The organism is Rhodococcus sp. NPDC019647, assembly GCF_044389235.1.
In the GTDB taxonomy this organism is placed as follows: domain Bacteria; phylum Actinomycetota; class Actinomycetes; order Mycobacteriales; family Mycobacteriaceae; genus Rhodococcus_F; species Rhodococcus_F oxybenzonivorans.
Genome location: NZ_JBIRXS010000002.1, coordinates 368,725 through 390,522, shown reverse-complemented (window position 1 = coordinate 390,522; position 21,798 = coordinate 368,725). Strand labels below are relative to the sequence as shown.

Here is a 21,798-nt window from a genome sequence, read left to right as displayed (position 1 = left end):
TGTCAGACCACCGGTTCCTTGATGAGATCGACCCACGCCGCGCCGCTGTCGGGCACCCGGGCCTGCTTCCACACCTCGATCGGGAACGACACCATGACGAGCGACTGCATCAGGTGCACGAGGGAGCGGGCGTCGTCGGGCAGGTCGTCGAAGTCGAACTTGTCGCAATACGTGATCGCGTCTTCGAGGCGGCCGAACGCGGCGTCGTAGAATTCCTGCATCTCGGGCATGGTGGAGGCGAGGCGTTTTGCGTAGCGCTCGGGTTCGGTCTGCAGGGCCCAGCCGGCGTACGGCTCGAGGTCGGCGAACTCAGTTGGCAGAGCCATCACGGTACTCCTTGACGTAATCTTTGACGGTCTTGTGAAGGTGGCGGAGAAGAACTTCCTGATCGCAGAGCGGGAAGTCGGTGACGGTGCCGGTGGCAAGCATCGACTGGGTTGCCTCGAGGGTGTTGGCATCCTGGAGTGCGTACTCCTTGAAAGTCACCGCAGCCAGCTCCTGCGCGAGGCGTTCGCGCGTGTTCTTCGGGGGAACGAAGTAGAGGTTCGCCTCGAAGGTGTGGCGACCGACCTCTGTCGGCCAGTACTGGTACGTGAGGTACCAGCCCGGTGCCCAGAACAGGAGCGAGAAGTTGGGGAAGATCTCGAATTCGTCGATGCCCCAGGGCTTTGCGCCGGCCGGGTTGATGCCGCGCGGCAACGGATCGAGGCCCTCGATGTCGGGACGATCCCACGGACCGAAGAGACCACTGCGCAGGACTCGCTCGATCGGCTTGACCATGTTGAGATCCTTCGGCGGCGACATGCCACCCCAGGAGGAGATCATCGAGTGGGGAGTCTGCAGCTCGTAGTGCAGTGCCTCGAAGCCGTAGCCGATGAGTTTGTCGGCCTCGTCCTTGGTTGCCTGCTTCTGGTGGAGCACAGGCGCGTGGTAGAACTCGGCGAACGCGTCGATGAACAGCTTCCAGTTGCTCGCGATGTCGGAGCGGTAGCTGTAGACCTCGGTCATCTCGTGGAAGGGGTATCCCTTGAGGCTCTGGCCGTAGTCGCCGAGGTATTCCTCCAGCGATACTGCTTCGGGATCGAGGTTGACGAAGATGAAGCCTTCCCAGACCTCGCAGCGCACGTCCTTGAGGCCGTAGTTGCTCTTGTCCAGGTCGAAGAACTCGCCCTCTTGCTGCACGAACGTGAGCTCGCCTTCGAGGCTGTAGCGCCACGCGTGGTACTTGCAGGTGAACTGACGGCAGGTGCCGGAGGTTTCTTCCTGCGGGAAGTCGTTCCACACCAGCTTGTTACCGCGGTGGCGGCAGACGTTGTGGAAGGCGCGGATCGTACCGTCGGCCCCCTTGACGATGATCAGTGAGGTGTCGGCGGCCTTCAGTTCTCTGGTGAAGTAACCACCGGTCTTCGGCACCTGTTCGACGCGCCCGACCAGCAGCCAGGTGCGCTTGAAGATTGCGACCCGCTCGTCTTCGTAGAACTGGGGATCAGTGGAGTCGGTGTAATCGACCGGCTCGGTACCGAGTTGGGGGAAACTCTTTGTCCAGCTTCCCGCAGCTGGTTTCGCGAAGTGGGGCACGGGTCTACCTTTCCTGTTCGAGCTCTATGCCGAATGTGTTGAAAGCCATGGCCATCATGGTGTAGCCGCCGATCGTGAAGACCAGGTCCATTTGCTGCCGTTCATCGAGACGCTCACCGAGCGCGGCCCAGGTCCGGTCCGACAGGCGGGACGTCTCGTCGAGTTCGTCCACGGCCGCGAGCAACTTCTGCTCGAAGTCGTCGGCGGCTTCGCCACGCTGCGCGGAGGCGATCTCCTCCTCGGACAGTCCTACTTCTCTGCCGAGCTCTGTGTGGTGTGTCAGCTCGTACAAGCAGTCGCGGCGATACGCGACCCGCAGTATTGCCAGCTCGCGCAGGCGTGCGGGCAGGGTCGACCGGTACAGCAGGTGAACGCTGAGACCGAGAAATGCCTTTGTCAGGTCGGGATGGCGAGCGAGTGTCGCCAACGCTGTGCCCGCCCCTTCCGGATTCTGCCGTTCTCTCGGAAGCATCCCGGCGAAGGCGAATCGTGCTTTGTCGTCCCAGCGGTCTGCGGGCAGCGGGGGCAGTAAGGGCATTCGTAACCTCCTCTCGATGAGAATTGCATTCTCAAATATGAGCACTAGGTTTCCACGAGATGCTCCGATAGTCAATCTCTGCGGTAAATCCGCCCTCGGACCGCGGTCAACGGCATCCCTCGCCGAGCGTCGGGCGGTGCGATCTCGACGGAGGTCACCGCCCGGATGGCAGCCTCCTGCCCGGGTGTATCCGACTCTGTACAGCTTGATTCTCGGCATACGAGAGGATAGTTTCCAACTAGTAAGAGAGCGACCATCGTGGGGTGTCCACGTCGGAAAGCGGAGACGCCCGGTGATGCTGCCGCTTCACATCTGCGGTCCCCATGTCCTCGACCTGCCCGCTGACCGCTTCGTCGAAAGGGAGATTCATCGTGACCACATCAGCACCGCTGCGTCCCGGTGAGCAGCTCGCCAGTACCGTCTGCTCCACTCGAGTGATCGTCGTGCGTGCCCCGGCCGAGGGTGCGCCGCTCATCGCCTGCGGTGGCACACCGATGGTCCCCGCTACCGGCGGTCGGCCTTCCATAGCCGGAATGACCGATCCCCGCACAGTCCTCGGCAAACGCTATGTCGATGCGAGCGAGACCCTGGAGGTGCTCTGCACGTCCCCCGGCGTGGGAGAGCTGAGCTGCGACGGCGTCCCCATGACCATCAAGGCCGCAAAAGCCCTTCCCGCCTCCGACTGAGCGGAAACGGTCTGGGCACGCAGAGACGTGTTCGACGGTCCTGTCGGCGGCCGGCTGAAATGAGAGAGAGCAGAGTAATGGCTGTGCCCGGTGGCATGAGTTTCGAGCTGACCGAGGATCAGGAATTGATCCGGAAATCGGTCGGCGAGTTGGTGAAACGGTTCGACGACCAGTACTGGATGGAGAAGGACCGCGCACACGAGTTCCCCACGGAGTTCTATGACGCCATCGCGGACGGTGGATGGCTGGGAATGACGATGCCGCAGGAGTACGGCGGGCACGGGCTCGGCATCACCGAGGCAACGTTGCTGCTCGAGGAGGTGGCCCGGTCCGGCGGCAGTATGAACGCCGCAAGCTCCATTCATCTGTCGATCTTCGGAATGCACCCAGTTGTGGTGCACGGATCCGAAGAACTCAAGCAGCGGACGTTACCGCGCATCGCTTCCGGCGACCTCCACGTCTGTTTCGGGGTTACCGAGCCGGGCGCAGGGCTGGATACCTCGCGCATCTCGACCTTCGCGCGGCGGCAAGGCGACCACTACGTGGTGAACGGCCGCAAGGTGTGGATCTCGAAGGCGATGGAGTCGGAGAAAATTCTTCTGCTGACCCGCACCGAACGCTACGACGACGTATCCAAGAAGACCGATGGGATGACGCTGTTTCTCACCGATCTCGATCGCAGCCGGGTGGATATCCGTCCGATCGCAAAGATGGGGCGAAATGCGGTCACCTCCAACGAGTTGTTCATCGACGATCTCCGTATTCCCGTCGAGGACCGCGTCGGCGAGGAAGGCATGGGCTTCAAGTATCTGCTCGACGGCCTGAACCCCGAGCGGATGCTCATCGCCTCCGAAGCGCTGGGGATCGGCCGGGTGGCGCTCGAGAAGGCAGTGAAGTACGGCAAGGAACGCGAAGTGTTCGGCAGGCCGATCGGAATGAACCAGGGCATCCAGTTTCCACTCGCCGATGCCTTGGCGCATCTGGACGCGGCCGAACTGGTTCTTCGAAAGGCCACCTGGCTCTACGACAACGGTCAGCCGTGCGGGCGTGAGGCGAACACCGCCAAGTATCTCTGCGCAGAGGCCGGATTCGCGGCTGCGGACCGAGCGCTGCAAACCCATGGGGGAATGGGGTATTCGGAGGAATATCATGTCGCCCGCTACTTCCGCGAGGCCCGACTGATGCGAATTGCACCGATCAGTCAGGAAATGATTTTGAACTATCTAGGATCACACACTTTGGGATTGCCGAGGAGCTACTGATGGCCGACAATATTGGGTTGTTCGATCTGACCGGACGGTCTGCGCTGGTAACCGGTGCCGCCGGGGGTATCGGTTCGGCAGTTGCGCAGGCACTCGCTGCCGCGGGCGCTGCCGTGCTCGTCACGGATGTCGATGCCGCCGCCGCTGCAGCTGTGGCCGAGAAGATTTCGGCGCGCGGGGGTAAGGCCGACAGCATCGCCTTGGACGTCCGCGACAAGGACTCCGCCGACGCGGCGGTGGCCAGGGCTGCCGGTTTCACCGAGGGCGTCCTCCACGTACTCGTGAACAACGCCGGAGTGACTGCACCGGCCATGTTCGCCGATCTGCAGGAGGAGTCCTTCCAGCGGATGCTCGACATCCACCTGCTCGGAGCCTTCCACTGCGCCCAGGCAGCACTGCCGTTCCTTGCCACCGATGGGACCGGACGGATCATCAACGTGACCTCTTCGGCCGGAATTACCGGCACGCTCGGTCAGGTGAACTACTCCGCCGCCAAAGCCGGGATCATCGGCATGACAAAGTCGCTGGCGCGTGAACTGGCCCGCAAGAACATCCTCGTCAACGCGCTGGCACCGCTCGCTGCCACCCCGATGACGGAAACCATACGTACGGACGAAAAGTTCGCCGCCCAGATGCTGAACCGCATCCCACTGCGGCGCTGGGCTGAACCCGAAGAGATCGCCGGTGCCTTCGTCTTCCTCGCCTCCGATGCCGCCTCCTTCGTCACCGGGCAGGTGCTGCCGGTGGACGGCGGCATGGTGATGTGATGGCCGAACCTGCGGCGTCGGGTGGCCCACTCGAAGGCATCACGGTCGTCACGATCGAGCAGGCCGTCTCCGCCCCGATGTGCACCAAGACGCTCGCGGACTTCGGTGCCCGCGTGATCAAGGTGGAAAATCCGCGAGGTGGTGACTTCGCCCGCCACTACGACGACGTCGTCGACGGCATGGCAGCCCATTTCGTCTGGGCCAATCGCGGTAAGGAGTCCGTGACACTCGACCTGAAAACAGACGACGGGATCGAGATGCTGCACCGGTTACTCGGCAATGCCGACGTGCTGGTGTCCAACCTCGCGCCGGGGGCCACTTCCCGGCTCGGTATCGCGCCCGCAGATCTGGCAACGCGTTACCCGGAGCTCGTCGCGGTCGAGATCGACGGCTATGGGTCGGGCGGGCCACTGTCACACAAGCGGGCGTACGACCTTCTCGTGCAGGCGGAGTCGGGCGCATGCGCGGTGACCGGATTTCCGGGTGAGCCGGCCAAACCGGGTCCCCCGGTAGCCGATGTCAGTTCTGGACTGTATGCCGCGTTGTCGATCCTCGCTCTGCTGTGCGCGAAGGGGCGTCACCCTGAACTGGGTGCTCGTTTCGGTGCGGTCACAGTCAGCATGTTCGACACCATGACGGAACTGATGGGCTATCCCCTCACCTACACACGGCATTCCGGGGTAGATCAGCAGCCGCTCGGAATGTCGTCGCCTGCGGTCGCGCCGTACGGCGCCTACCGGACCGCCGATGAACAAACCGTGGTACTCGGCACAACGAACGACGGGGAATGGCAGCGGTTGGCGCGGGACATACTGCAGCGCAGTGACCTTGCCGACGACGACCGATTCGGGACGAACTCCGGCCGGGTCATGCACCGTGCAGAGCTCGACGAGGCCATCGGTGCATGGTGTGCGCTCCACGACCTCGCCCACGTGCAGAAGACTGCCGACGCCGCGGGTATCGGCAACTCTCGGTACAACCTCCCGAGTGAGGTTCTGGGGCATCCGCAGCTCACGACGCGCGACCGCTGGCGGCAGATCGAGACACCGGCAGGGCCGATCCCCTCACTGCTGCCGCCGCCCATCATCGCCGGTTACGACCCGCCGATGGCGGCGGTGCCGGGTCTCGGGGAGCACACCGACTCCGTACTCACCGAGTTCGGTATCGCGGAAGCCGACCTCGCCCGGCTGCGGGAGCAGGGCGCCGTCGGGCCCGTCTACCGCTGATGTGCCTGTGAAGGGAAAACACTGTGACTGACAGTTCCATCCTGTTGTGCCGGGACCGCGACGGCGTGCGAACTCTGACGCTCAATCGGCCGCAACGCAAGAACGCCATCAACGCGGAGCTGTGGACCGTATTGCGGGATGCGCTCGTCGCAGCCGGAACCGATCGTGCGGTACGTGCGGTGGTTGTCACCGGGGCCGGCGGGGCATTCAGCTCGGGCGCTGACATCGCTGCCCCGAGCGACGACCACCCGACAGACAAGATGCGGCGCCTGACCGACGTAGCGATGCTGTTGCACGAGCTGCCGAAACCGACGATCGCCAAGGTGACCGGTGTGGCTGTCGGTGCGGGATGGAACCTGGCACTGGGATGCGATTTCGTGATTGCCACGCCGGAAGCGAAGTTCTCCCAAATCTTTACGCGGCGTGGGTTGTCCTTGGATCTGGGCGGCTCCTGGCTGCTGCCGAAACTGGTGGGACTACAGCAGGCGAAGCGACTTGCCTTACTGGCCGAGATGATCGACGCCGAAGAAGCACACGCCCTCAATCTCGTGACCTGGGTGGTGCCGGCCGCGGACATCGATGGTTTCGTCACCCACCTCGCCGAGCGACTGGTGGCAGGCCCGCCGGTTGCGCTCGCGCAGAGCAAGGCGCTGCTCAACGAGGGAGCCGACCGAACGATGCGCGATGCGCTGGCGAACGAGGCCCGCGCGCAGATGGTCAATTTCGCCACCGCGGATGCTCCGGAGGCATACGCCGCTTTCGCGGAGAAACGCGAACCACATTTCACGGGTCGCTGGGCGGTCGCCCGTGCGCGCGACGCCGCCGACCTTCGAACCATGGACAGACCGACAGTAGGAGAAGTCAATGCGTGAGGTAGTAATCGTCGAGGCGGTCCGTACCCCGGTGGGGAAGCGGAACGGCGGACTGTCCGGCGTGCACCCGGCAGACCTGTCGGCAATGGTTCTCACAGCGCTCGCCGAACGCACCCGGCTCGATCCCGGCATCGTCGACGATGTGATCTGGGGGTGCGTCTCCCAGGTCGGAGATCAGTCGAGCAACATCGGCCGCTACGCCGTACTCGCCGCGGGGTGGCCCGAGACCGTTCCCGGAACGACAATCAATCGAGCGTGCGGGTCGAGCCAGCAGGCGATCGATTTCGCGGTGCACGCGGTGATGTCGGGGCAGCAGGACGTCGTCGTAGCAGGCGGTGTCGAGGTCATGAGCCGGGTGCCGCTCGGAGCGGCGAAAGCTTCCGGCGCGCCCTACGGGCCCAAAGCGCTTGCTCGTTACGACAATTTCCAGTTCAACCAGGGTGTCGGCGCGGAAATGATCGCCCAGAAGTGGGGTCTGTCCCGGAGCCGGCTCGACGAATTCGCCAGTTTTTCACACGACCGTGCGGCAACCGCCCTGGACGACGGTGCCTTCGACACCCAGATCGTTCCCGTATCCACTGAGGCGGGAGTGGTCGCCGTCGACGAGTGCGTGCGACGGGGCACCGACGTCGACAAGCTCGCTGCGCTGAAGCCGGTGTTCCAGGACGACGGTGTGATCCACGCAGGCAACTCCTCGCAGATCGCCGACGGGGCAGCCGCTCTGCTCGTCACGACACCGGACAGGGCGCGCGAACTGGGGTTGACGCCGATCGTGCGGTACTGCGCCGGTGCCGTCACAGGGGCAGATCCGGTCCTCATGCTGACCGGACCGATTCCGGCGACCGAGAAGGTGCTGAACAAGGCGGGCATCGACCTCCCGGAGGTCGGCGTTTTCGAGGTGAACGAAGCCTTCGCCTCGGTGCCGCTGGCCTGGCTCGCGGAGACCGGTGCCGATCCCGCTCTGGTCAACCCGTTGGGTGGCGCGATCGCGCTGGGTCACCCGCTCGGCGGATCGGGCGCCATTCTGATGACCCGCATGATTCATCACATGCGCTACAACGGGATCCGCTACGGCCTCCAGACGATGTGTGAGGGCGGCGGCACCGCCAATGCCACCCTGGTCGAGCTGTCGGCGTAAGGGAAGGAATCGACATGCGCAGAGACGTTTTCACCGCGGACCACGAAGCTTTCCGAAAACTTGCCCGCGACTTCATCGAGAAGCGAGTCGTCCCCGACTATCCGATCTGGGAGAAGGCAGGGCGGATGCCACGTGCGGTCTTCGAGCAGCTCGGATCCCTGGGACTACTGGGTACCGCCATCCCCGAAGAGTTCGGGGGAGCGGGGCTGCCCGACTACCGCTACAACGTCATCCTGCAGGAGGAGGCGGCCCGCGCTCTGGTCACGTTGAGCACGGTCCGTACCCAACTCGACGTCATACTTCCGTACTTTCTCGCCTATGCCGACGACGCGCAGAAGAGCCGCTGGTTTCCCGGTCTGGCGGCAGGCACGTTGCTGACGGCTATCGCGATGACCGAACCGGGTACGGGCTCCGACCTCGCGGGGGTTCGCACCACCGCAGTGCGGGACGGCGACGAGTATGTCGTCAACGGTGCCAAGACGTTCATCACGGGGGGATTGCTCGCAGACCTCGTGATCGTCGTCGCTCGGACGTCGACCGATCCGGACAATCGGCGCGCTGGATTGACCCTGCTGGTCGTGGAGGACGGCATGCCCGGGTTCACGCGCGGTCGAATTCTCGACAAGATGGGCTGCATGGTGCAGGACACCGTCGAGCTGTCGTTCGATGACGTCCGCGTTCCGGTGGCCAACCGGTTGGGCGAGGAGGGTGCCGCCTTCGGTTACCTCGGCCGAAATCTGCCGCAGGAGCGAATGACAGTGGCGGTCGGTTCGGTCGCCCAGGCGCGGGCGGCAGTGATGACGACGATCGAGTACGTCAAGGAACGTAAGGCGTTCGGCACGCCCGTCGCTTCGTTCCAGAACACGAAGTTCGAGCTGGCGGCCATGTCCGCCGAGGTCGAGGCAGCACAGTCGATGATCGACCGGGCGGTGCTCGATCTCGTGGACGGCGAGTTGTCCGGTGCCGACGCAGCGAGGGTCAAGTTGTTCTGCACCGAGATGCAAGCGCGTGTCGTCGATCGGTGCCTGCAACTGTTCGGCGGCTACGGCTTCATGACCGAATACCCGATAGCACGCCTCTACACGGACGCGCGCGTCGCCCGAATTTATGCGGGAACGAGCGAGGTGATGAAGGTAATCATCGCCAAGTCTCTAGGACTGTGACGACCGCATGTGACTGTAGCCACGCGTAACAACGAAAGAGATCCTTGTCACACCGGACGAACTGACCTACTGTGTGTTCAGTAGGTTGGTCCAACGAAGGAGTCCGGTGTCGGAACCACGGCCGTATGACACGCTTCTGGCGAAGGGTGAGGATCGACGGCAATTGATCATCACCGCCGCTCAGCGGCTGTTGGCGCGGAACGGCTGGCGCAACACGACGTTGGCTCAGATCGCGAAGGCGGTCGGGGTCAGCCCTGCTGGACTGCTGCATCACTTCGAGTCGAAGGAGCAGCTGTTGCACGCGGTGCTCGACGCCCGCGATGCCGACGACGACGCTCACGCAGACCGCTCGGGTGATCTCATCGAGCAGATCGAGCGGGTCGCTGAGCGATTCCAGCGCTCACCCGAGCTGCTCGGCATGTTCGCCGCCCTCCAGATCGAAAACCTCGATTCCAACGCGCCGCTGCACGACCGCCTACTCGGCAGAGCCAGGGCCTCTGTCGAGGCCGTGGCAGAAGGCATCCGGCGTGGTCAACGCGCCGGCCGATACCGAACCGATGTAGACCCGGCCCTCAAGGCCGTAGAGATTGTTGCGTTTCTCAGAGGAATGGAGACCTCATGGCTACTCGACCCTTCGATCCCCGTGACCGACGTATTCAGGGAGTATGCACGATCGCTGACTCGACAGCTCGCGCCCGACAGCGAAGCCTGAGGTATCGGGTTGCCGTCGTCGCACCCAGCGTGGTCGACGTTGTACGGCTCGCCGGAGGGTGGCTGTTCGACCAGACAATGGCAGGCTGGGATGTCTCGGTCATCGTCGCGGACCACGTGGACGCGCGGCCACTCCAGATTCTGGGAGCGATCACCCTCGACCTGGAATCGGCGTTGGCCTCCCCTCACGGTCCTTGTCCACAGGTGATCGCAGTGTCGGCGGATCTGTACCAAACCGACTCCCGCGTGCGACAGGGTGTGCTCGACAACCTGGACAAAGGTCAAACCGAGGTCATGCTGCTCGGGGATACGTTCCCGGATGACCTCGACGAGAGATTCGGTGCCGGCAGCCACCGGCTGAGTATGGCCGCCCGAGCTTTCAAGGCCCATGCCCTCGCGGCGGCTGCCGTTTCGGTCGATTCGATCGGTGCGACGGAGACCTTCCGCCACAACGAGCTGCTCAACTGGCCGTCGTTGTCGATATCCGACATAGCTTGACGGCTAGGTTTTTGGTCACCGGTGTGACTCCTCCGACTGCGTCGGAGGAGTCACACCGCACTACGACTCGCAGTCGATGAGTACCTTGCCGATAGCGTTGCCGTCGGCGACGAGCCGAAGAGCGTCCGCCGTGTCCTCGAGCGGATACGACGCGCCGATGTGGGGGACTGCACGATTCTCGAGTAGCAGGTCGGTCAGTTCCTGTTCGTTACGATGAAATTCGTCGGCTGGGATGTCCTTGAACTGGAATCCGGAAATGTGAATGCCTTTGACCAGCACCAGATTGAGCGGGATGGACGGGATGACGCCGGAGGCGTAGCCGACCGTAACGAAGCGGCCGCCCGGGCGTAGCGCGCGGAGTGCAGGCTCGGAGAGGTCGCCTCCCACCGGGTCCACCACGACGTCTGCGCCCTGGGGAAGTGCCTCTTTCAGCCGGGTGCGCAGATCCCCGGATCGGTGATCGATGAGGTGGCCGGCTCCATATGAAGCGGCGACTACGAGCTTGTCGGTGCTCGACGCGACCGCGGTGACGGACGCACCGAGTGCGATACCGAGTTGAACAGCGGCGATGCCGACTCCGCCGCCCGCCCCGAGAACGATCAGTTCGTCCCCGGGCCGCAGGCGGGCCACCGAGCGAAGTGTGTGGTAGGCCGTGCGGTGTGCGACGCCGAAAGCAGCGGCGACGTGTGCATCGATGCCGTCCGGGATCCGCTTGAGGGTGAGTTTGTCGGAGGCCACGACGATCTCCTCGGCGAAGGCACCGACAAACCCGGTTCCGGTGACCCGGTCGCCCACGGAGACTGCGCTGACTCCTTCGGCCACTTCCTCGACGACGCCCGCGAACTCACTTCCTGGTGTGAACGGTGGTGGGACACTGACTTGGTACTTGTCGGCAATCAGCAGTACATCTGAGAAGTTGACGGCTGCGGCTCCGATCTTGATCCGCACCTGACCCGGTTCCAAGAGAGGTGAGGGAAGCGTTTCAACTGTGACAGCCTCGGGGGGCCCGTACGAGGAACAGACTGCGGCACGCACTGTCAGATCACCGGCCCTGCCAGATCGGTGCGCGCTTCTCGATGAACGCCGCGGCGCCTTCTTTGGCGTCTGCGCTGGTGAATACGATGGACTGCCAGTCGGTGAGTCGTTCCGCGGCCCGGGCAGCATCGGAGACCGAGAGGCGGACGAGTTCCTTGCACGCAGCGAGTCCGAGGGGTGCATTGGCGGCGATTCGCTCGGCGAATCCCAGGGCGGTGTCCAACACAGCATCAGCTTCGACCACGGTATTGATCAAACCGAGCTGGTAGCCACGGTCTGCGGTGATGAAGTCGCCCGTGAGCGTCATTTCCAGCGCGGCGTGCAACGGGAGTCTCGTGCCGATGGTCGTTCCGCCGCCACCGGGGAACAAACCCCGCTTGACCTCGGGGAAGCCGAAGTTGGCGGTCGACGAAGCGACGATGACATCGGCCCCGAGCAGCAGCTCGAGTCCGCCGCCGATGGCCGTGCCGTTTGCCGCACCGATAACCGGGAGGGTCAGTTGTCCCGAAGCCAGTCGCGCGTAACCCTCGGAGTTGAAACCACCCTCGCCTTCTTCCGCGAAGGAGCGCAGATCCATCCCCGAGCAGAATGCGCGGTCGCCCGCGCCGGTGAGGACGATGGCGCGAATGCCCGGATCAGCTTCGGCCTCCACGACGACGGTGCCGAGGTCACGCATCAGCGTGCTGGTGAGTGCGTTCCGTGCCTCCGGTCGGTTCAGGCGAAGGACCCGAATGGCGCCGTGGCGTTCCTGTACGAGTTCTGCGGTGTCGGTCATGACTTGTACTCCGTCGTTTCGGCGAGCTCGGCGGCCGCGATCATGGACTGGACGACGATGGGCCCGAAGGCGAGGAGCTTTTCGTTGTCGCCTGCACGCTGGTATCCCTGTTCGAGAATGATCGCCAACTTCCATTTGGCGAGGATCCGGTAGTAGTCGAGATCGTCGACCTGGCGTCCCGAGACGTCGGAATAGTGTCCTGCCAGCTGATCCATCGACGGCATCCCCTGCAGGTTGACGTAGCTGCAGGTGGCAGCTTCCGGGGTGCTGGTGTCCGCAGGCCAGCCCTCGAGCATCCAAGCCAGGTCGAGCTTGGGGTCTCCGACCGTGCCCATTTCCCAGTCGACGATCGCGGCCAGTTTCGCCGGTGCACCGTCCTGGAACATGACGTTCGCGAATTGATAGTCGCCGTGCATGATGCCGGGGACGAAATCGAGCGGCTTGTGGTTGCGCAGCCAGTCGGTAGCCACATCGAAACCGTCGAGTTCGCGGCCCTTGATCTTCGCGAAAAGGCCGGTCCAGCGGTCGACCTGGCGTTCGTGGAAGCCCTCGGGGCGGCCCAGGTCTTGGAGACCCCTGGACTTCCAATCGACCGCGGACAGGAGGGCGATGCCTTCGGCCAATTGGTAGCCGAGTCCGGCGCGGGCCACGAGGTCGGTGTCGAAGGGGGTGGTCCAGTTCCTGTTCTCCATCGGTGACCAACCGTCGACGAATCCCATCAGGTAGAACGGCCGGCCGAGGACCGATGCGTCTTCGCACACCGCGATGGCCTCCGTGTGTGGCACATCGGTGCCCTCGAGTGCCTGGATGATCTGCCACTCCCGCAGAATCCCCTTGTCGCGGTTCGCCGGCGCTTCGGGCGGTGGTATCCGGATCACGCAGCGGAGGTCTTCGCGGGTCAATTCGTAGATGTCGTTCTGTGTTCCGCCGGAAAGGTATCGGTGTTCGAGCGGGGCCCCCTTGCCGAGCCCCTGACCGTCCATCCAGTCCGACAGGCGTTGAAAGTCGATCACAAATTTCCTACTTCCAGTTCGAGGTACTCGGCGAACTTCGCCTTGGCGGCTTCCTGCTTCTTCGGGATCCATTCCGAGGGCCAGAGGTCGTCGTTGGGCTTGTAATCGCGAAGTACCTGCTTGGCCACTGTGGTCTTGTGCACCTCGGTGGGGCCGTCCGCGAGGCCCATGACGGCGGCGCCGTGAATCATCTGGAACAACGGCAGCTCGTTGGTCACGCCCAGTGCTCCGTGTACTTGCATTGCGCGCCAGGCAATGTCGTGCAGAACGGTCGGCATGATGACCTTGGCGGTGGCGATGTCTTTTCGAACCTTCTTGTAGTCGTTGTACTTGTCGATTTTCCAGGCCGTGTGCAGCACGAAGAGCCGGAACTGGGCCAACTGGGCGTAGGAGTCGGCGATATAGCCCTGGACGAATTGCTTGTCCGCGAGGCGGCTACCTGAGGTTTCGCGGCTGAGGGCGCGCTCACACATCATGTCGAGGGCCTTCTGTGCGAGACCGATCGTCCGCATGGCATGGTGGATCCTGCCGCCACCGAGGCGGGTCTGAGCGACGGCGAAAGCCTGACCTTCTCCACCGAGCATTGCCTCTTCGGGAACCCGGACACCGTCGTAGTGAATGAGGGCGTGGGTACCGTCGTTCATGGCTTCCCCGTAGAGGCCGACGTTGCGAACGATGTCGATTCCGGGCGTATCCGCCGGGACCAGAAACATCGACATGCCCTTGTAGACGCTGACGTCGGGGTTCGTGATGGCCATGACGATCAGGAAGGATGCGGTTCTGGCGTTGGAGGAGAAGTACTTCCAGCCGTCGATGATCCAGTGGTCCCCATCCTTGACCGCTCGCGTGGTGAACTGGGCTGGGTCGGCGCCTGCCTGGGGCTCGGTCATCGAATAGGTGGAGAACAACTCGCCGTTGAGCAGCGGCTGCAGATAGCGCTCTTTCTGTGCTTCGGTGCCGTAATGGGCGATGATCTCGGCGTTGCCGGTATCCGGCGCTTGGCACCCGAACACGATCGGTGCCCATGAAGATCGGCCGAGTATCTCGTTCAGGAGCGCCAACTCGAGCGCTCCGTATCCCTGGCCGCCGAGTTCGGGTCCGAGGTGGGTGGCCCAGAGGCCCTGTTTCCGAACCTGGTCTTTCAATGGGTCGATAGCCTTGCGTCGCGCCCCGTCGAGGGGAACGAACTGTTGGTGCTCCCAGATGTGATCGAGTGGCTCGACCTCCTCGCGTACGAACGTATCCGCCCAGTCCAGTTTCGCTTGGTACTCAGCGTCCGTCTCGAAATCCCATGCCATTGCGCCTCCTTCGTCAGCATGAGAATATCGTTCTCGTGAACACAAATGCAATTCTTATTTTGCGGAGTTTGCTTCTTGAAGCCGCGCGGGGTTGGGCGGGGCCGGCCGATGAAGGCTGAGGATCTCTTTCATCTCGGCATCGTCACCGACAAACCCGAAGCGACCCGGATGGAGCTCCGCGCCCTGTTCGGGTACGAGTGGGGCGACGAAGTAGGTGGTCCGATCGCGGTGACTGTGCCGGACGGTGACACCGTCGTCGATCTCAGCTGCGCATACTCCGTCACCACACCTCGAATTGAAGTGGTGCGAAGCGTCCCCGGAACTCTGTGGGAACAAGCGCCGGGCATTCACCACGCCGGCTACTGGTCCGACGACGTCGCGGCGGACGCTGGAAAACTTGTACGCTGCGGTTTCGTGACCGAGGCGACCCGGGTGGGTTCCGACGGGCAGCCGTTCTTCACTTTCCATCGCAGCGCGACGACGGGCCTTCGGATCGAATTGGTGAGTCGTGTGGCGCAGCCAGGGCTTCAGCGGTGCTGGGCCCGCCCCGAGCGGCTTTCGCGCGGTCCAGCCGAAGCGCACTGACGCGATGGAGGATCTTGCGAACCGTATTGCTCAGCGCGCGTTGGCCAAACGCGGCGCGATCTATGCCATGGAAATCCGTGGGTTGCTCGACGCCGCGCTCGAGGTGATGCGGGCGTGCGGAACGACCTCCCGCCCGCGGGTCGCGGACATTGTCGCTGCGGCCGGCCTGTCGAACGAGGCGTTCTATCGTCATTTTCGGTCGAAGGATGCGCTGGTGGCAGCGCTCTTCGAGGACGGAACGGAGCGGCTGCGAAATTACGTTGCGCACCAGATGAACAAGGAGTCCGCGCCTGAGGCAAAGGTTCGCCGCTGGGTCGAGGGTGTGATCTCCCAGGCCACCGGTGAGGTCGCGGAGACCACGCGCGCCGTCCTGTGGAATGCCGGCAGTCTCGGCGAGGACGCGGCGTCGGGCCTGCGGTCGGCCAGCGATCCGCTGGCCGGATTGCTGCACGAACCGTTCAGGCAGTTGGGAAGCGAGGCGCCCGAATTCGATGCCTCCCTTGCAGCGCACGCGATGATCGGCACGTTGTCGGACTACCTCTGGCGGCGGGTTCAGCCGACCGCGACCGACATCGATCGCATCACCGTGTTCTGCCTGAGAGCCGGAGCAGCCGGGCGGTAATGCGCCGACCGGCCGTTGCTTTCCGGGTCACGTCCGTTCGTCGTCGACGCGCCGCAGGCTGCGAAGAAAGAGCTGCACCGCCGAACGGGTGTGGCGTGCCCGCTCCTCAGGGTCGTGCACGATGCCGAAGGACGCGAGGCGCGCCGGCGCGACCGAGGCCATCCCGAGGAAGTGTTCCGCGAGCAGGTCGGGGTCTTCGGCCACGATCGAGCCGTCTGCCGCGTGCCGGTTGAGTAGGTCGACCACGAGCTGCTTGCGCGGCCAGAATCCGGTCCCGAAAGTCCGGCGGGCGAGCTCCGGGTAGTGCGACGCATGGGCAATAGCGATCTGTTCGAGCCTGATCATCGAGGGTTCGAGCGCCCGACTCAGCGCGGCGGACGCGATCGCGGTCAAGGCCTCCTCCAAGTCGTCGAGGCTCGGCGCGGGTGGTTCGGGAACCGGCCAGTCGGTGCGTTGTATCGCCCATTCGAGTACCGAGCGGAAGACTGCCTCCTTGGTGGGGAAGCGGGCGTACAGGGACGGTTTGGTGGTGCCGGCCGCCTCGGCGATCGCATTCATCGACGTGCCCTCGTAGCCGTACTGGAGGAAGAGCTCGAGCGCGCTTTCGCGGACGCTTCGATCGATCCGCGTGGCTTGCTCCCGGGTGGGACGGCCGCCGCGGTGAGGCGTGGAGTCGTCTGTACGAGAGCGGGACTTCGGCGACGTCATGCCGGTAAGTCTGCCAGCCGAGTCCGGGACGGCTGTGGACAAAATAACTATACCGTGGGTAAAGTTAGCAAAACTTGACCGTGGGTAAAGTTATTTGCGCTTACGAGGCCGGAGGCACAATGTCAGGAACGACGAAACAGCGGAATGTCATCGAGACACTGGATGCGCTTTTTCAGGAGCGGCGCCGGCAGGTGCCCTTTCTCGCGCAGCGGGCCGATGCGGAGGGAATCGAGAGAATCGCGTCCCGCGAGGACATGATTCCCCTGCTCTTCCCGCATACCGCCTACAAGAGCTACCCCGAATCGCTGATCGCGAAGGGCAATTGGAGGCAGCTCACTCGCTGGCTCGATTCCCTCTCGACCCACCGGGTCACCGACGTCGACCTGTCCGGCGTCGCGGACGTCGACGGCCTGATCGACAGGTTGGAAGCTGCCGGACATCTGGTGTCGAGTTCGAGCGGCACCAGCGGGAAGAGTTCCTTTCTGAACAAGTCTCCGCGTGACCGGGAAGTGTCGCTGCAGAACATGCTCGACGGCCTGACCGATCTCGGTCTACCGCCGGAACGCACGTGGCATTTCATTCCTGTCGGTCCGGAGACCGGGCTCAGCGGACACAATGCCATGCGCGACCTGCTCCTCGGCTCCTACGGCCGACCGGACGGCATCCCACCCTTTCCGGCCGCGCCCCCCGCCGACGGGCACCACGCCTACATGGCGCGCCTGTCCGCGGTGCGCAAGGCGATGGCCGACGGGACCGCCACACCGGACGAGCTCGCGGCGCACGAGGCAGAGGCCGCGAAGCGGCAGGCGGAGAACGAGCGGCGCCTGCACTACTGGGCAGAGCAGATACTCGAACATCGTTCGGAGCGAATCTTCTTCAGCTCCCAGTTCGCAAGCCTGTTTCGGCTCACGGAGATACTGCGCGAACTCGGAGCGAAAGACGGAGACATCACCGGCGAGAATGCGCTGACGGTGGGCGGCGGATTGAAAGGCCACTCCTTGCCCGCCGACTATCAAGCGCAGATCTACCGGATGCTGAATATCTCACCGAGCAGGTTCTTCCACTACTACTCCATGCAGGAGCTGAATCTGCGTCTTCCCCGCTGTTCCGCCGAGCGCTACCACGTGCCCTCCGAACTCGTACTCTTCGTACTCGACAAGAACGGCGAGGCGCCGGCACCGGAATCGGACGGACAGGTCGAGGGTCGTGCCGCATTCTTCGACACGACCGTCGATGGCCGCTGGGGCGGGACGATCACCGGCGACAAGATCAGCGTCGATCTCGGCGCGTGCGCCTGCGGCCGATCGGGGCCGTCGATCGCCCCCGACATCACTCGGTACTCGGATCTGGTCGACGACGACAAGATCACCTGTGCCGGCACCACGGATGCTTACGTCCGTGGATTCATCGAGGACTGAGGACGAAACCATGACGACGACAACCACGCTCACCCCGAGTACGTCCAAGATCCGTGTACCCCACTTCGTGCGCGGCAAGCTGATCTGGGGTGACGACACCGAATATCTCTCCCGCGACTTCGGCGTGCCTTTTGCCACACCGCGCCTGAAGCTCGACGAACTGTTCGTTCCGCGCACCCAGCAGGGCCCGGCATTCGACGTTCCAGTCTCGGAGATCATCGACTTTCTCGTCGAGACCGCGAATCATCTCACGCTCGAAACGAACGAATATCTGCAGGAGTCGCTCGAGATGACCCTGCAGGTCAGCGCGCTGCCCCGCCGAATCATCGAGAATACGTTCGCCAGGCCCGGGCAGTTCCTGACCAGGGAGGCGCTCGAGTACCGGCTCGACCGCACGTTCGGTGACCGGAATCTACTCGACGGATGGGTCGAGCGCACCGATCCGAACGGAAGGGTGAGCCGGATTCGGGCCTTCCCACCCCGGCTCGTCCACATGCTCGCAGGAAACTCACCGAGCGCAGCCATGACCTCGATCGCCGACGCAGCACTTGTCAAGGCGGTGAACGTCTTCAAGATGCCCTCTGCTGATCCCTTCACGACGGTTGCCGTACTTCGAACCATGTCGGACATCGAGCCCGATCACCCGATTCTCCGGTCGATGTCGGCTGTCTACTGGCGCGGGGGCGACGCGCAGGTCGAGAACGTGCTGTACCGCTCCCAGTACTTCGACAAGCTGGTGGCCTGGGGTGGCGGCTCCGCGATCGAGAATGCCGCGAAGTACGCAGGGCCGGGATTCCAGTTGATCTCGTTCGACCCCAAGGTGTCGATGTCCATCGTCGGCAGGGAGGCGTTCGCATCGGAGGACACCCTGCAGCAGGTGGCCGAACTCGCCGCAGCCGACGCCACGATCTTCAACCAGGACGCGTGCGTCGCCGCTCGGCACATCGCGGTCGAGGGTGACATCGGGCAGGTCGACCGGTTCTGTGCCGCGCTCACCGCACGACTCGGTGTCGACCGGGACTTCGCGGAGGCAACCGGGCCGAAGACTCCCAGCGACATTCGTGAGGAGGTGGAGGGAATGCGCTTCCTCGAACCCGACTATCGGGTCTGGGGAGGTTACGACGGTAGCGGCCTGGTTGTGCGCTCGCCCGAGCCGGTCGACTTCCACCCGACGAACAAGACGGTCAACGTCGTGCCGGTCGCGTCGATGGGCGACGCCGCCGCCTTCGCGACGGTGGCGACGCAGACGGTCGGCATCTACCCGACACACCGGAAGGCCGAGGTGCGCGATCATCTCGCCACGGCGGGCGTGCAGCGTGTCGTGAAACTCGGCAGCGCACTCACCGGCAGCATGGGCAGCCCTCACGACGGTATGTATCCCCTCCATCGATTTGTGAACTGGGTGGTGGACGACGATGCCTGACTCGGATCACAGGAGGGGAATGGGGATGCGTGTGCTGGGCTCGTCCGGCCTGCGTGTCAGCGAGCTCTGCCTGGGTGCAATGACATTCGGGACGGAGTGGGGGTTCGGCGCGGATGAGAAGACGTCGCGGCAAATCTACAGTGCCTTCCGCGACGCGGGCGGCAACGTGGTCGACACGGCCAACAACTACACCGAAGGCGCGAGCGAGTCGATTGTCGGGCGACTGGTAGCGGGTGAGCGCGATTCTGTCGTCCTGAGTACCAAATTCACGCTGCCGACCCACAAGGACGATCCGAACTCGGGCGGCAGCCACCGCAAGAGCCTGCGTCGCAGCGTCGAGACGAGCCTGCGACGGCTGGACACCGACTATGTGGACTTGTTGTGGGTACATGCGTGGGACCAGTGCACTCCCGTCGAAGAGACATTGCGTGCACTCGACGACCTGGTGCGATCCGGCAAGGTCCTCGCGATCGGCGTGAGCAACACGCCCGCCTGGGTCGTCTCCCGATCGGCCGCCATTGCCGAGTTGAGGGGCTGGTCCGCGTTCTGCGGTATGCAGGTCGAATACTCGCTCGTCGCAAGGACTCCGGACCGAGAGCTCCTGCCCATGGCAAGGGCACTCGGCCTGGCTGTCTACGCGTGGAGTCCGCTCGCACGCGGGGTATTGGCCGGGAAGGTTCCCGGTGGTATGGAACGGCTGTCCCCGTCTCACCAACGGGGTGTGAACGCTGCCGTCGAAATCGCCGAAGAACTCGGAACCACCTCCGCGCGCGTAGCGCTGGCATGGGTGCTGCGCCAGGGGCTGATGCCGTCGATCGGCGCACGTACCGTGACCCAGATCCACGACAATCTCGGCGCACTGAGTGTCCATCTGGACGACTCACATATGGAGCGGCTCGACGCGGCCACACGTGTGCGGCTCGGCTATCCGCACGACTTCCTGCACGAGCGTCGGGCGATGTTCTCGTCGGATGCCGACACCGCAACCTGATTGGGAAGGAACCACGATCATGGCGACTACACGGTCGTTCATCAATGGAGAATCTGTCGATTCCCCCGAGTGGTACGAGAACATCGACCCGTCCACGGGCCGTTCCCTGGGCACCGTCGCACGTGCCACGGCGCAGCAGGTCGATTCCGCGGTGTCCGCGGCCCGCGCGGCGAACAGGTCGTGGCGGCGCACCAAGCCCGAGGATCGTGCAAACATCCTCACCCGTATCGCACACCTGATCCTGCGCGACAAGGAACACCTTGCACGGATGGAGAGCGAGGATTCGGGCAAACCTCTCAGCCAGGCGCGCAACGACGTCGACGTGTCGGCACGCTACTTCAGCTTCTACGGGCACGCGATCGACACCTACTACGGTCAGTCGATTCCGCTCTCGGCCGACCTGCACGTGTACACCCGGCGTGAGCCATTCGGGGTCACCGCCCACATCGTGGCCTGGAACTACCCGATGCAGCTCCTCGCGCGCGCAGTGGCACCCGCCATTGCGACCGGCAACTGCTCGGTGGCCAAACCAGCGGACGAAACACCCCGCACCGCAGTGGCGTTCGCGGAGTTGGTTATCGAGGCGGGCTTACCGCCCGGTGTGTTCAACGTCGTCACCGGGATCGGCGCCGAAACCGGCGCGGCACTGTCCACGCATACCGGGGTAGACCACATCGGGTTCGTCGGGTCGACCCGGATCGGCGCTGTGATTGCGCGTGCGGCCGCCGACCGTGTCGTTCCCGTGGTACTCGAGCTCGGGGGTAAGTCCGCGCAGATCGTCTTCCCGGACGCCGATCTGGACGCAGCGTCCACGGCAGTGGCGAAGGCAATCCTGCAGAACGCCGGGCAAACCTGCTCCGCAGGTTCGCGTCTGCTCGTTCACCAGTCCGTCCATGCCGAAATGGTCGATCGGGTCGCCGAACACTTCTCCCACGTGACCATCGGAGCCGGTGTCGACGACAAAGAACTCGGTCCGCTGGTGTCGGCCAAGCAGCAGGGCCGGGTCAAATCCATGGTCGACGATCTCACCAAGGGTGAAATAGTGTGCGGGGGCATCGTCCCTGAGGACGAATCGCTCGCCGGCGGCGCCTACTTCGCGCCGACCCTCATCGACAACGTGGATCCGGCCTCACCGATCGCTCAGGAGGAAATCTTCGGGCCCGTTCTCGTGGTCAACTCTTTCGCCGGAGAAGAGGAGGCGGTCGCACTGGCGAACGGCACCGAGTATGCGCTGCTCGGCTCGGTGTGGACCGCCGACCTTTCTCGGGCGCACCGGATGGCCGCGGACATCGAGGCAGGTCAGGTGTACGTCAACACCTACGGCGCAGGTGGTGGTGTGGAACTTCCCTTCGGCGGCTTCAAGAAGTCCGGATACGGACGTGAAAAAGGGTACGAGGCCCTCGACGCCTTCACCGCCACGAAGACCGTCGTGGTCAAACTCTGACGCGAAGCGGATCGATCTTCTACACATGATGATGCCCGCCGACTCCG

General features: G+C 63.9%; 23 protein-coding genes. 15 read left to right on the top strand and 8 right to left on the bottom strand.

Features of this window, described 5'->3' with window-relative positions:
• Positions 1–2: 2 nt before the first annotated feature.
• Genes ACH49N_RS06505 through ACH49N_RS06495 form a run of 3 tightly spaced genes read right to left on the bottom strand, consistent with a single transcriptional unit; the run spans position 3 to position 2,116 of the window.
• On the bottom strand, positions 3–326 hold the full coding sequence (locus ACH49N_RS06505) for a hypothetical protein (protein ID WP_159919385.1): 324 nt from the start codon (positions 324–326) through the stop codon (positions 3–5).
• Positions 310–1,578: an aromatic ring-hydroxylating dioxygenase subunit alpha gene (locus ACH49N_RS06500; protein ID WP_159919387.1), complete on the bottom strand. Its 1,269-nt coding sequence runs from the start codon at positions 1,576–1,578 to the stop codon at positions 310–312. The genes ACH49N_RS06505 and ACH49N_RS06500 overlap by 17 nt, the downstream gene beginning before the upstream one ends.
• A gap of 4 nt (positions 1,579–1,582) precedes the next feature.
• Entirely contained in the window at positions 1,583–2,116 is a 534-nt protein-coding gene (locus tag ACH49N_RS06495; protein WP_159919389.1) for a carboxymuconolactone decarboxylase family protein, read from the bottom strand.
• 371 nt (positions 2,117–2,487) lie between these two features.
• Between ACH49N_RS06495 and ACH49N_RS06490 the strand changes: the two genes are divergently transcribed.
• The 9 genes from ACH49N_RS06490 (at position 2,488) to ACH49N_RS06450 (ending at position 10,439) form a co-directional block, all read left to right on the top strand.
• A complete protein-coding gene (locus ACH49N_RS06490; protein ID WP_358271184.1) occupies positions 2,488–2,802 on the top strand; it encodes a hypothetical protein in 315 nt (104 codons plus the stop codon).
• Positions 2,803–2,897: 95 nt separating this feature from the next.
• Positions 2,898–4,064, top strand: coding sequence for an acyl-CoA dehydrogenase family protein (locus tag ACH49N_RS06485; protein ID WP_358271429.1), 1,167 nt, complete (start codon positions 2,898–2,900; stop codon positions 4,062–4,064).
• Positions 4,064–4,831: an SDR family NAD(P)-dependent oxidoreductase gene (locus ACH49N_RS06480; protein ID WP_317766655.1), complete on the top strand. Its 768-nt coding sequence runs from the start codon at positions 4,064–4,066 to the stop codon at positions 4,829–4,831. The genes ACH49N_RS06485 and ACH49N_RS06480 overlap by 1 nt, the downstream gene beginning before the upstream one ends.
• Complete coding sequence (locus tag ACH49N_RS06475) at positions 4,831–6,057, top strand: CaiB/BaiF CoA-transferase family protein (RefSeq protein WP_358271182.1); 1,227 nt, start codon at positions 4,831–4,833, stop codon at positions 6,055–6,057. The genes ACH49N_RS06480 and ACH49N_RS06475 overlap by 1 nt, the downstream gene beginning before the upstream one ends.
• A 23-nt stretch (positions 6,058–6,080) precedes the next feature.
• On the top strand, positions 6,081–6,929 hold the full coding sequence (locus ACH49N_RS06470) for an enoyl-CoA hydratase (protein ID WP_358271180.1): 849 nt from the start codon (positions 6,081–6,083) through the stop codon (positions 6,927–6,929).
• Complete coding sequence (locus ACH49N_RS06465; protein WP_358271179.1) at positions 6,922–8,067, top strand: acetyl-CoA C-acyltransferase; 1,146 nt, start codon at positions 6,922–6,924, stop codon at positions 8,065–8,067. The genes ACH49N_RS06470 and ACH49N_RS06465 overlap by 8 nt, the downstream gene beginning before the upstream one ends.
• Before the next feature lie 14 nt (positions 8,068–8,081).
• Entirely contained in the window at positions 8,082–9,230 is a 1,149-nt protein-coding gene (locus tag ACH49N_RS06460; protein ID WP_358271177.1) for an acyl-CoA dehydrogenase family protein, read from the top strand.
• Between the two features lie 106 nt (positions 9,231–9,336).
• Positions 9,337–9,942 (top strand): helix-turn-helix domain-containing protein, encoded by a 606-nt coding sequence (locus ACH49N_RS06455; protein WP_358271176.1) that lies wholly within the window; start codon positions 9,337–9,339, stop codon positions 9,940–9,942.
• Positions 9,939–10,439 (top strand): hypothetical protein, encoded by a 501-nt coding sequence (locus ACH49N_RS06450; RefSeq protein WP_358271427.1) that lies wholly within the window; start codon positions 9,939–9,941, stop codon positions 10,437–10,439. Before ACH49N_RS06455 ends, ACH49N_RS06450 begins: the two co-directional genes overlap by 4 nt.
• A 60-nt stretch (positions 10,440–10,499) precedes the next feature.
• On the opposite strand, the gene ACH49N_RS06445 is transcribed toward ACH49N_RS06450, so the two are convergent.
• From ACH49N_RS06445 to ACH49N_RS06430, 4 genes are read right to left on the bottom strand one after another with little or no spacing between them, the layout of a single operon-like run.
• Positions 10,500–11,474 (bottom strand): NADPH:quinone oxidoreductase family protein, encoded by a 975-nt coding sequence (locus tag ACH49N_RS06445; RefSeq protein WP_358271174.1) that lies wholly within the window; start codon positions 11,472–11,474, stop codon positions 10,500–10,502.
• Between the two features lie 7 nt (positions 11,475–11,481).
• Positions 11,482–12,249 (bottom strand): enoyl-CoA hydratase-related protein, encoded by a 768-nt coding sequence (locus ACH49N_RS06440; RefSeq protein ID WP_358271172.1) that lies wholly within the window; start codon positions 12,247–12,249, stop codon positions 11,482–11,484.
• Positions 12,246–13,262, bottom strand: coding sequence for a phosphotransferase family protein (locus ACH49N_RS06435; protein WP_358271170.1), 1,017 nt, complete (start codon positions 13,260–13,262; stop codon positions 12,246–12,248). Before ACH49N_RS06435 ends, ACH49N_RS06440 begins: the two co-directional genes overlap by 4 nt.
• A complete protein-coding gene (locus ACH49N_RS06430; RefSeq protein WP_358271168.1) occupies positions 13,259–14,560 on the bottom strand; it encodes an acyl-CoA dehydrogenase family protein in 1,302 nt (433 codons plus the stop codon). Before ACH49N_RS06430 ends, ACH49N_RS06435 begins: the two co-directional genes overlap by 4 nt.
• 108 nt (positions 14,561–14,668) lie before the next feature.
• On the opposite strand from ACH49N_RS06430, the gene ACH49N_RS06425 reads away from it, so the two are divergent.
• Together ACH49N_RS06425 and ACH49N_RS06420 are read left to right on the top strand one after the other, a co-directional pair.
• Positions 14,669–15,145 carry a VOC family protein gene (locus ACH49N_RS06425; protein WP_358271166.1) on the top strand — a complete coding sequence of 159 codons (477 nt, stop codon included), beginning with the start codon at positions 14,669–14,671 and terminating at the stop codon, positions 15,143–15,145.
• A 4-nt stretch (positions 15,146–15,149) separates the two neighbouring features.
• Positions 15,150–15,767 carry a helix-turn-helix domain-containing protein gene (locus ACH49N_RS06420; RefSeq protein WP_358271164.1) on the top strand — a complete coding sequence of 206 codons (618 nt, stop codon included), beginning with the start codon at positions 15,150–15,152 and terminating at the stop codon, positions 15,765–15,767.
• 27 nt (positions 15,768–15,794) lie between these two features.
• Here the strand turns inward: ACH49N_RS06420 and ACH49N_RS06415 are convergent, their stop codons facing one another.
• On the bottom strand, positions 15,795–16,475 hold the full coding sequence (locus ACH49N_RS06415) for a TetR/AcrR family transcriptional regulator (RefSeq protein WP_358271162.1): 681 nt from the start codon (positions 16,473–16,475) through the stop codon (positions 15,795–15,797).
• 119 nt (positions 16,476–16,594) lie between these two features.
• Between ACH49N_RS06415 and ACH49N_RS06410 the strand changes: the two genes are divergently transcribed.
• Genes ACH49N_RS06410 through ACH49N_RS06395 form a run of 4 tightly spaced genes read left to right on the top strand, consistent with a single transcriptional unit; the run spans position 16,595 to position 21,751 of the window.
• Positions 16,595–17,893 (top strand): hypothetical protein, encoded by a 1,299-nt coding sequence (locus ACH49N_RS06410; protein WP_358271161.1) that lies wholly within the window; start codon positions 16,595–16,597, stop codon positions 17,891–17,893.
• A 10-nt stretch (positions 17,894–17,903) separates the two neighbouring features.
• Entirely contained in the window at positions 17,904–19,316 is a 1,413-nt protein-coding gene (locus tag ACH49N_RS06405; RefSeq protein ID WP_358271159.1) for an acyl-CoA reductase, read from the top strand.
• Between the two features lie 19 nt (positions 19,317–19,335).
• Positions 19,336–20,307 (top strand): aldo/keto reductase, encoded by a 972-nt coding sequence (locus ACH49N_RS06400; protein ID WP_358271157.1) that lies wholly within the window; start codon positions 19,336–19,338, stop codon positions 20,305–20,307.
• Between the two features lie 19 nt (positions 20,308–20,326).
• Positions 20,327–21,751 (top strand): aldehyde dehydrogenase family protein, encoded by a 1,425-nt coding sequence (locus ACH49N_RS06395; RefSeq protein ID WP_358271156.1) that lies wholly within the window; start codon positions 20,327–20,329, stop codon positions 21,749–21,751.
• Positions 21,752–21,798: the final 47 nt, after the last annotated feature.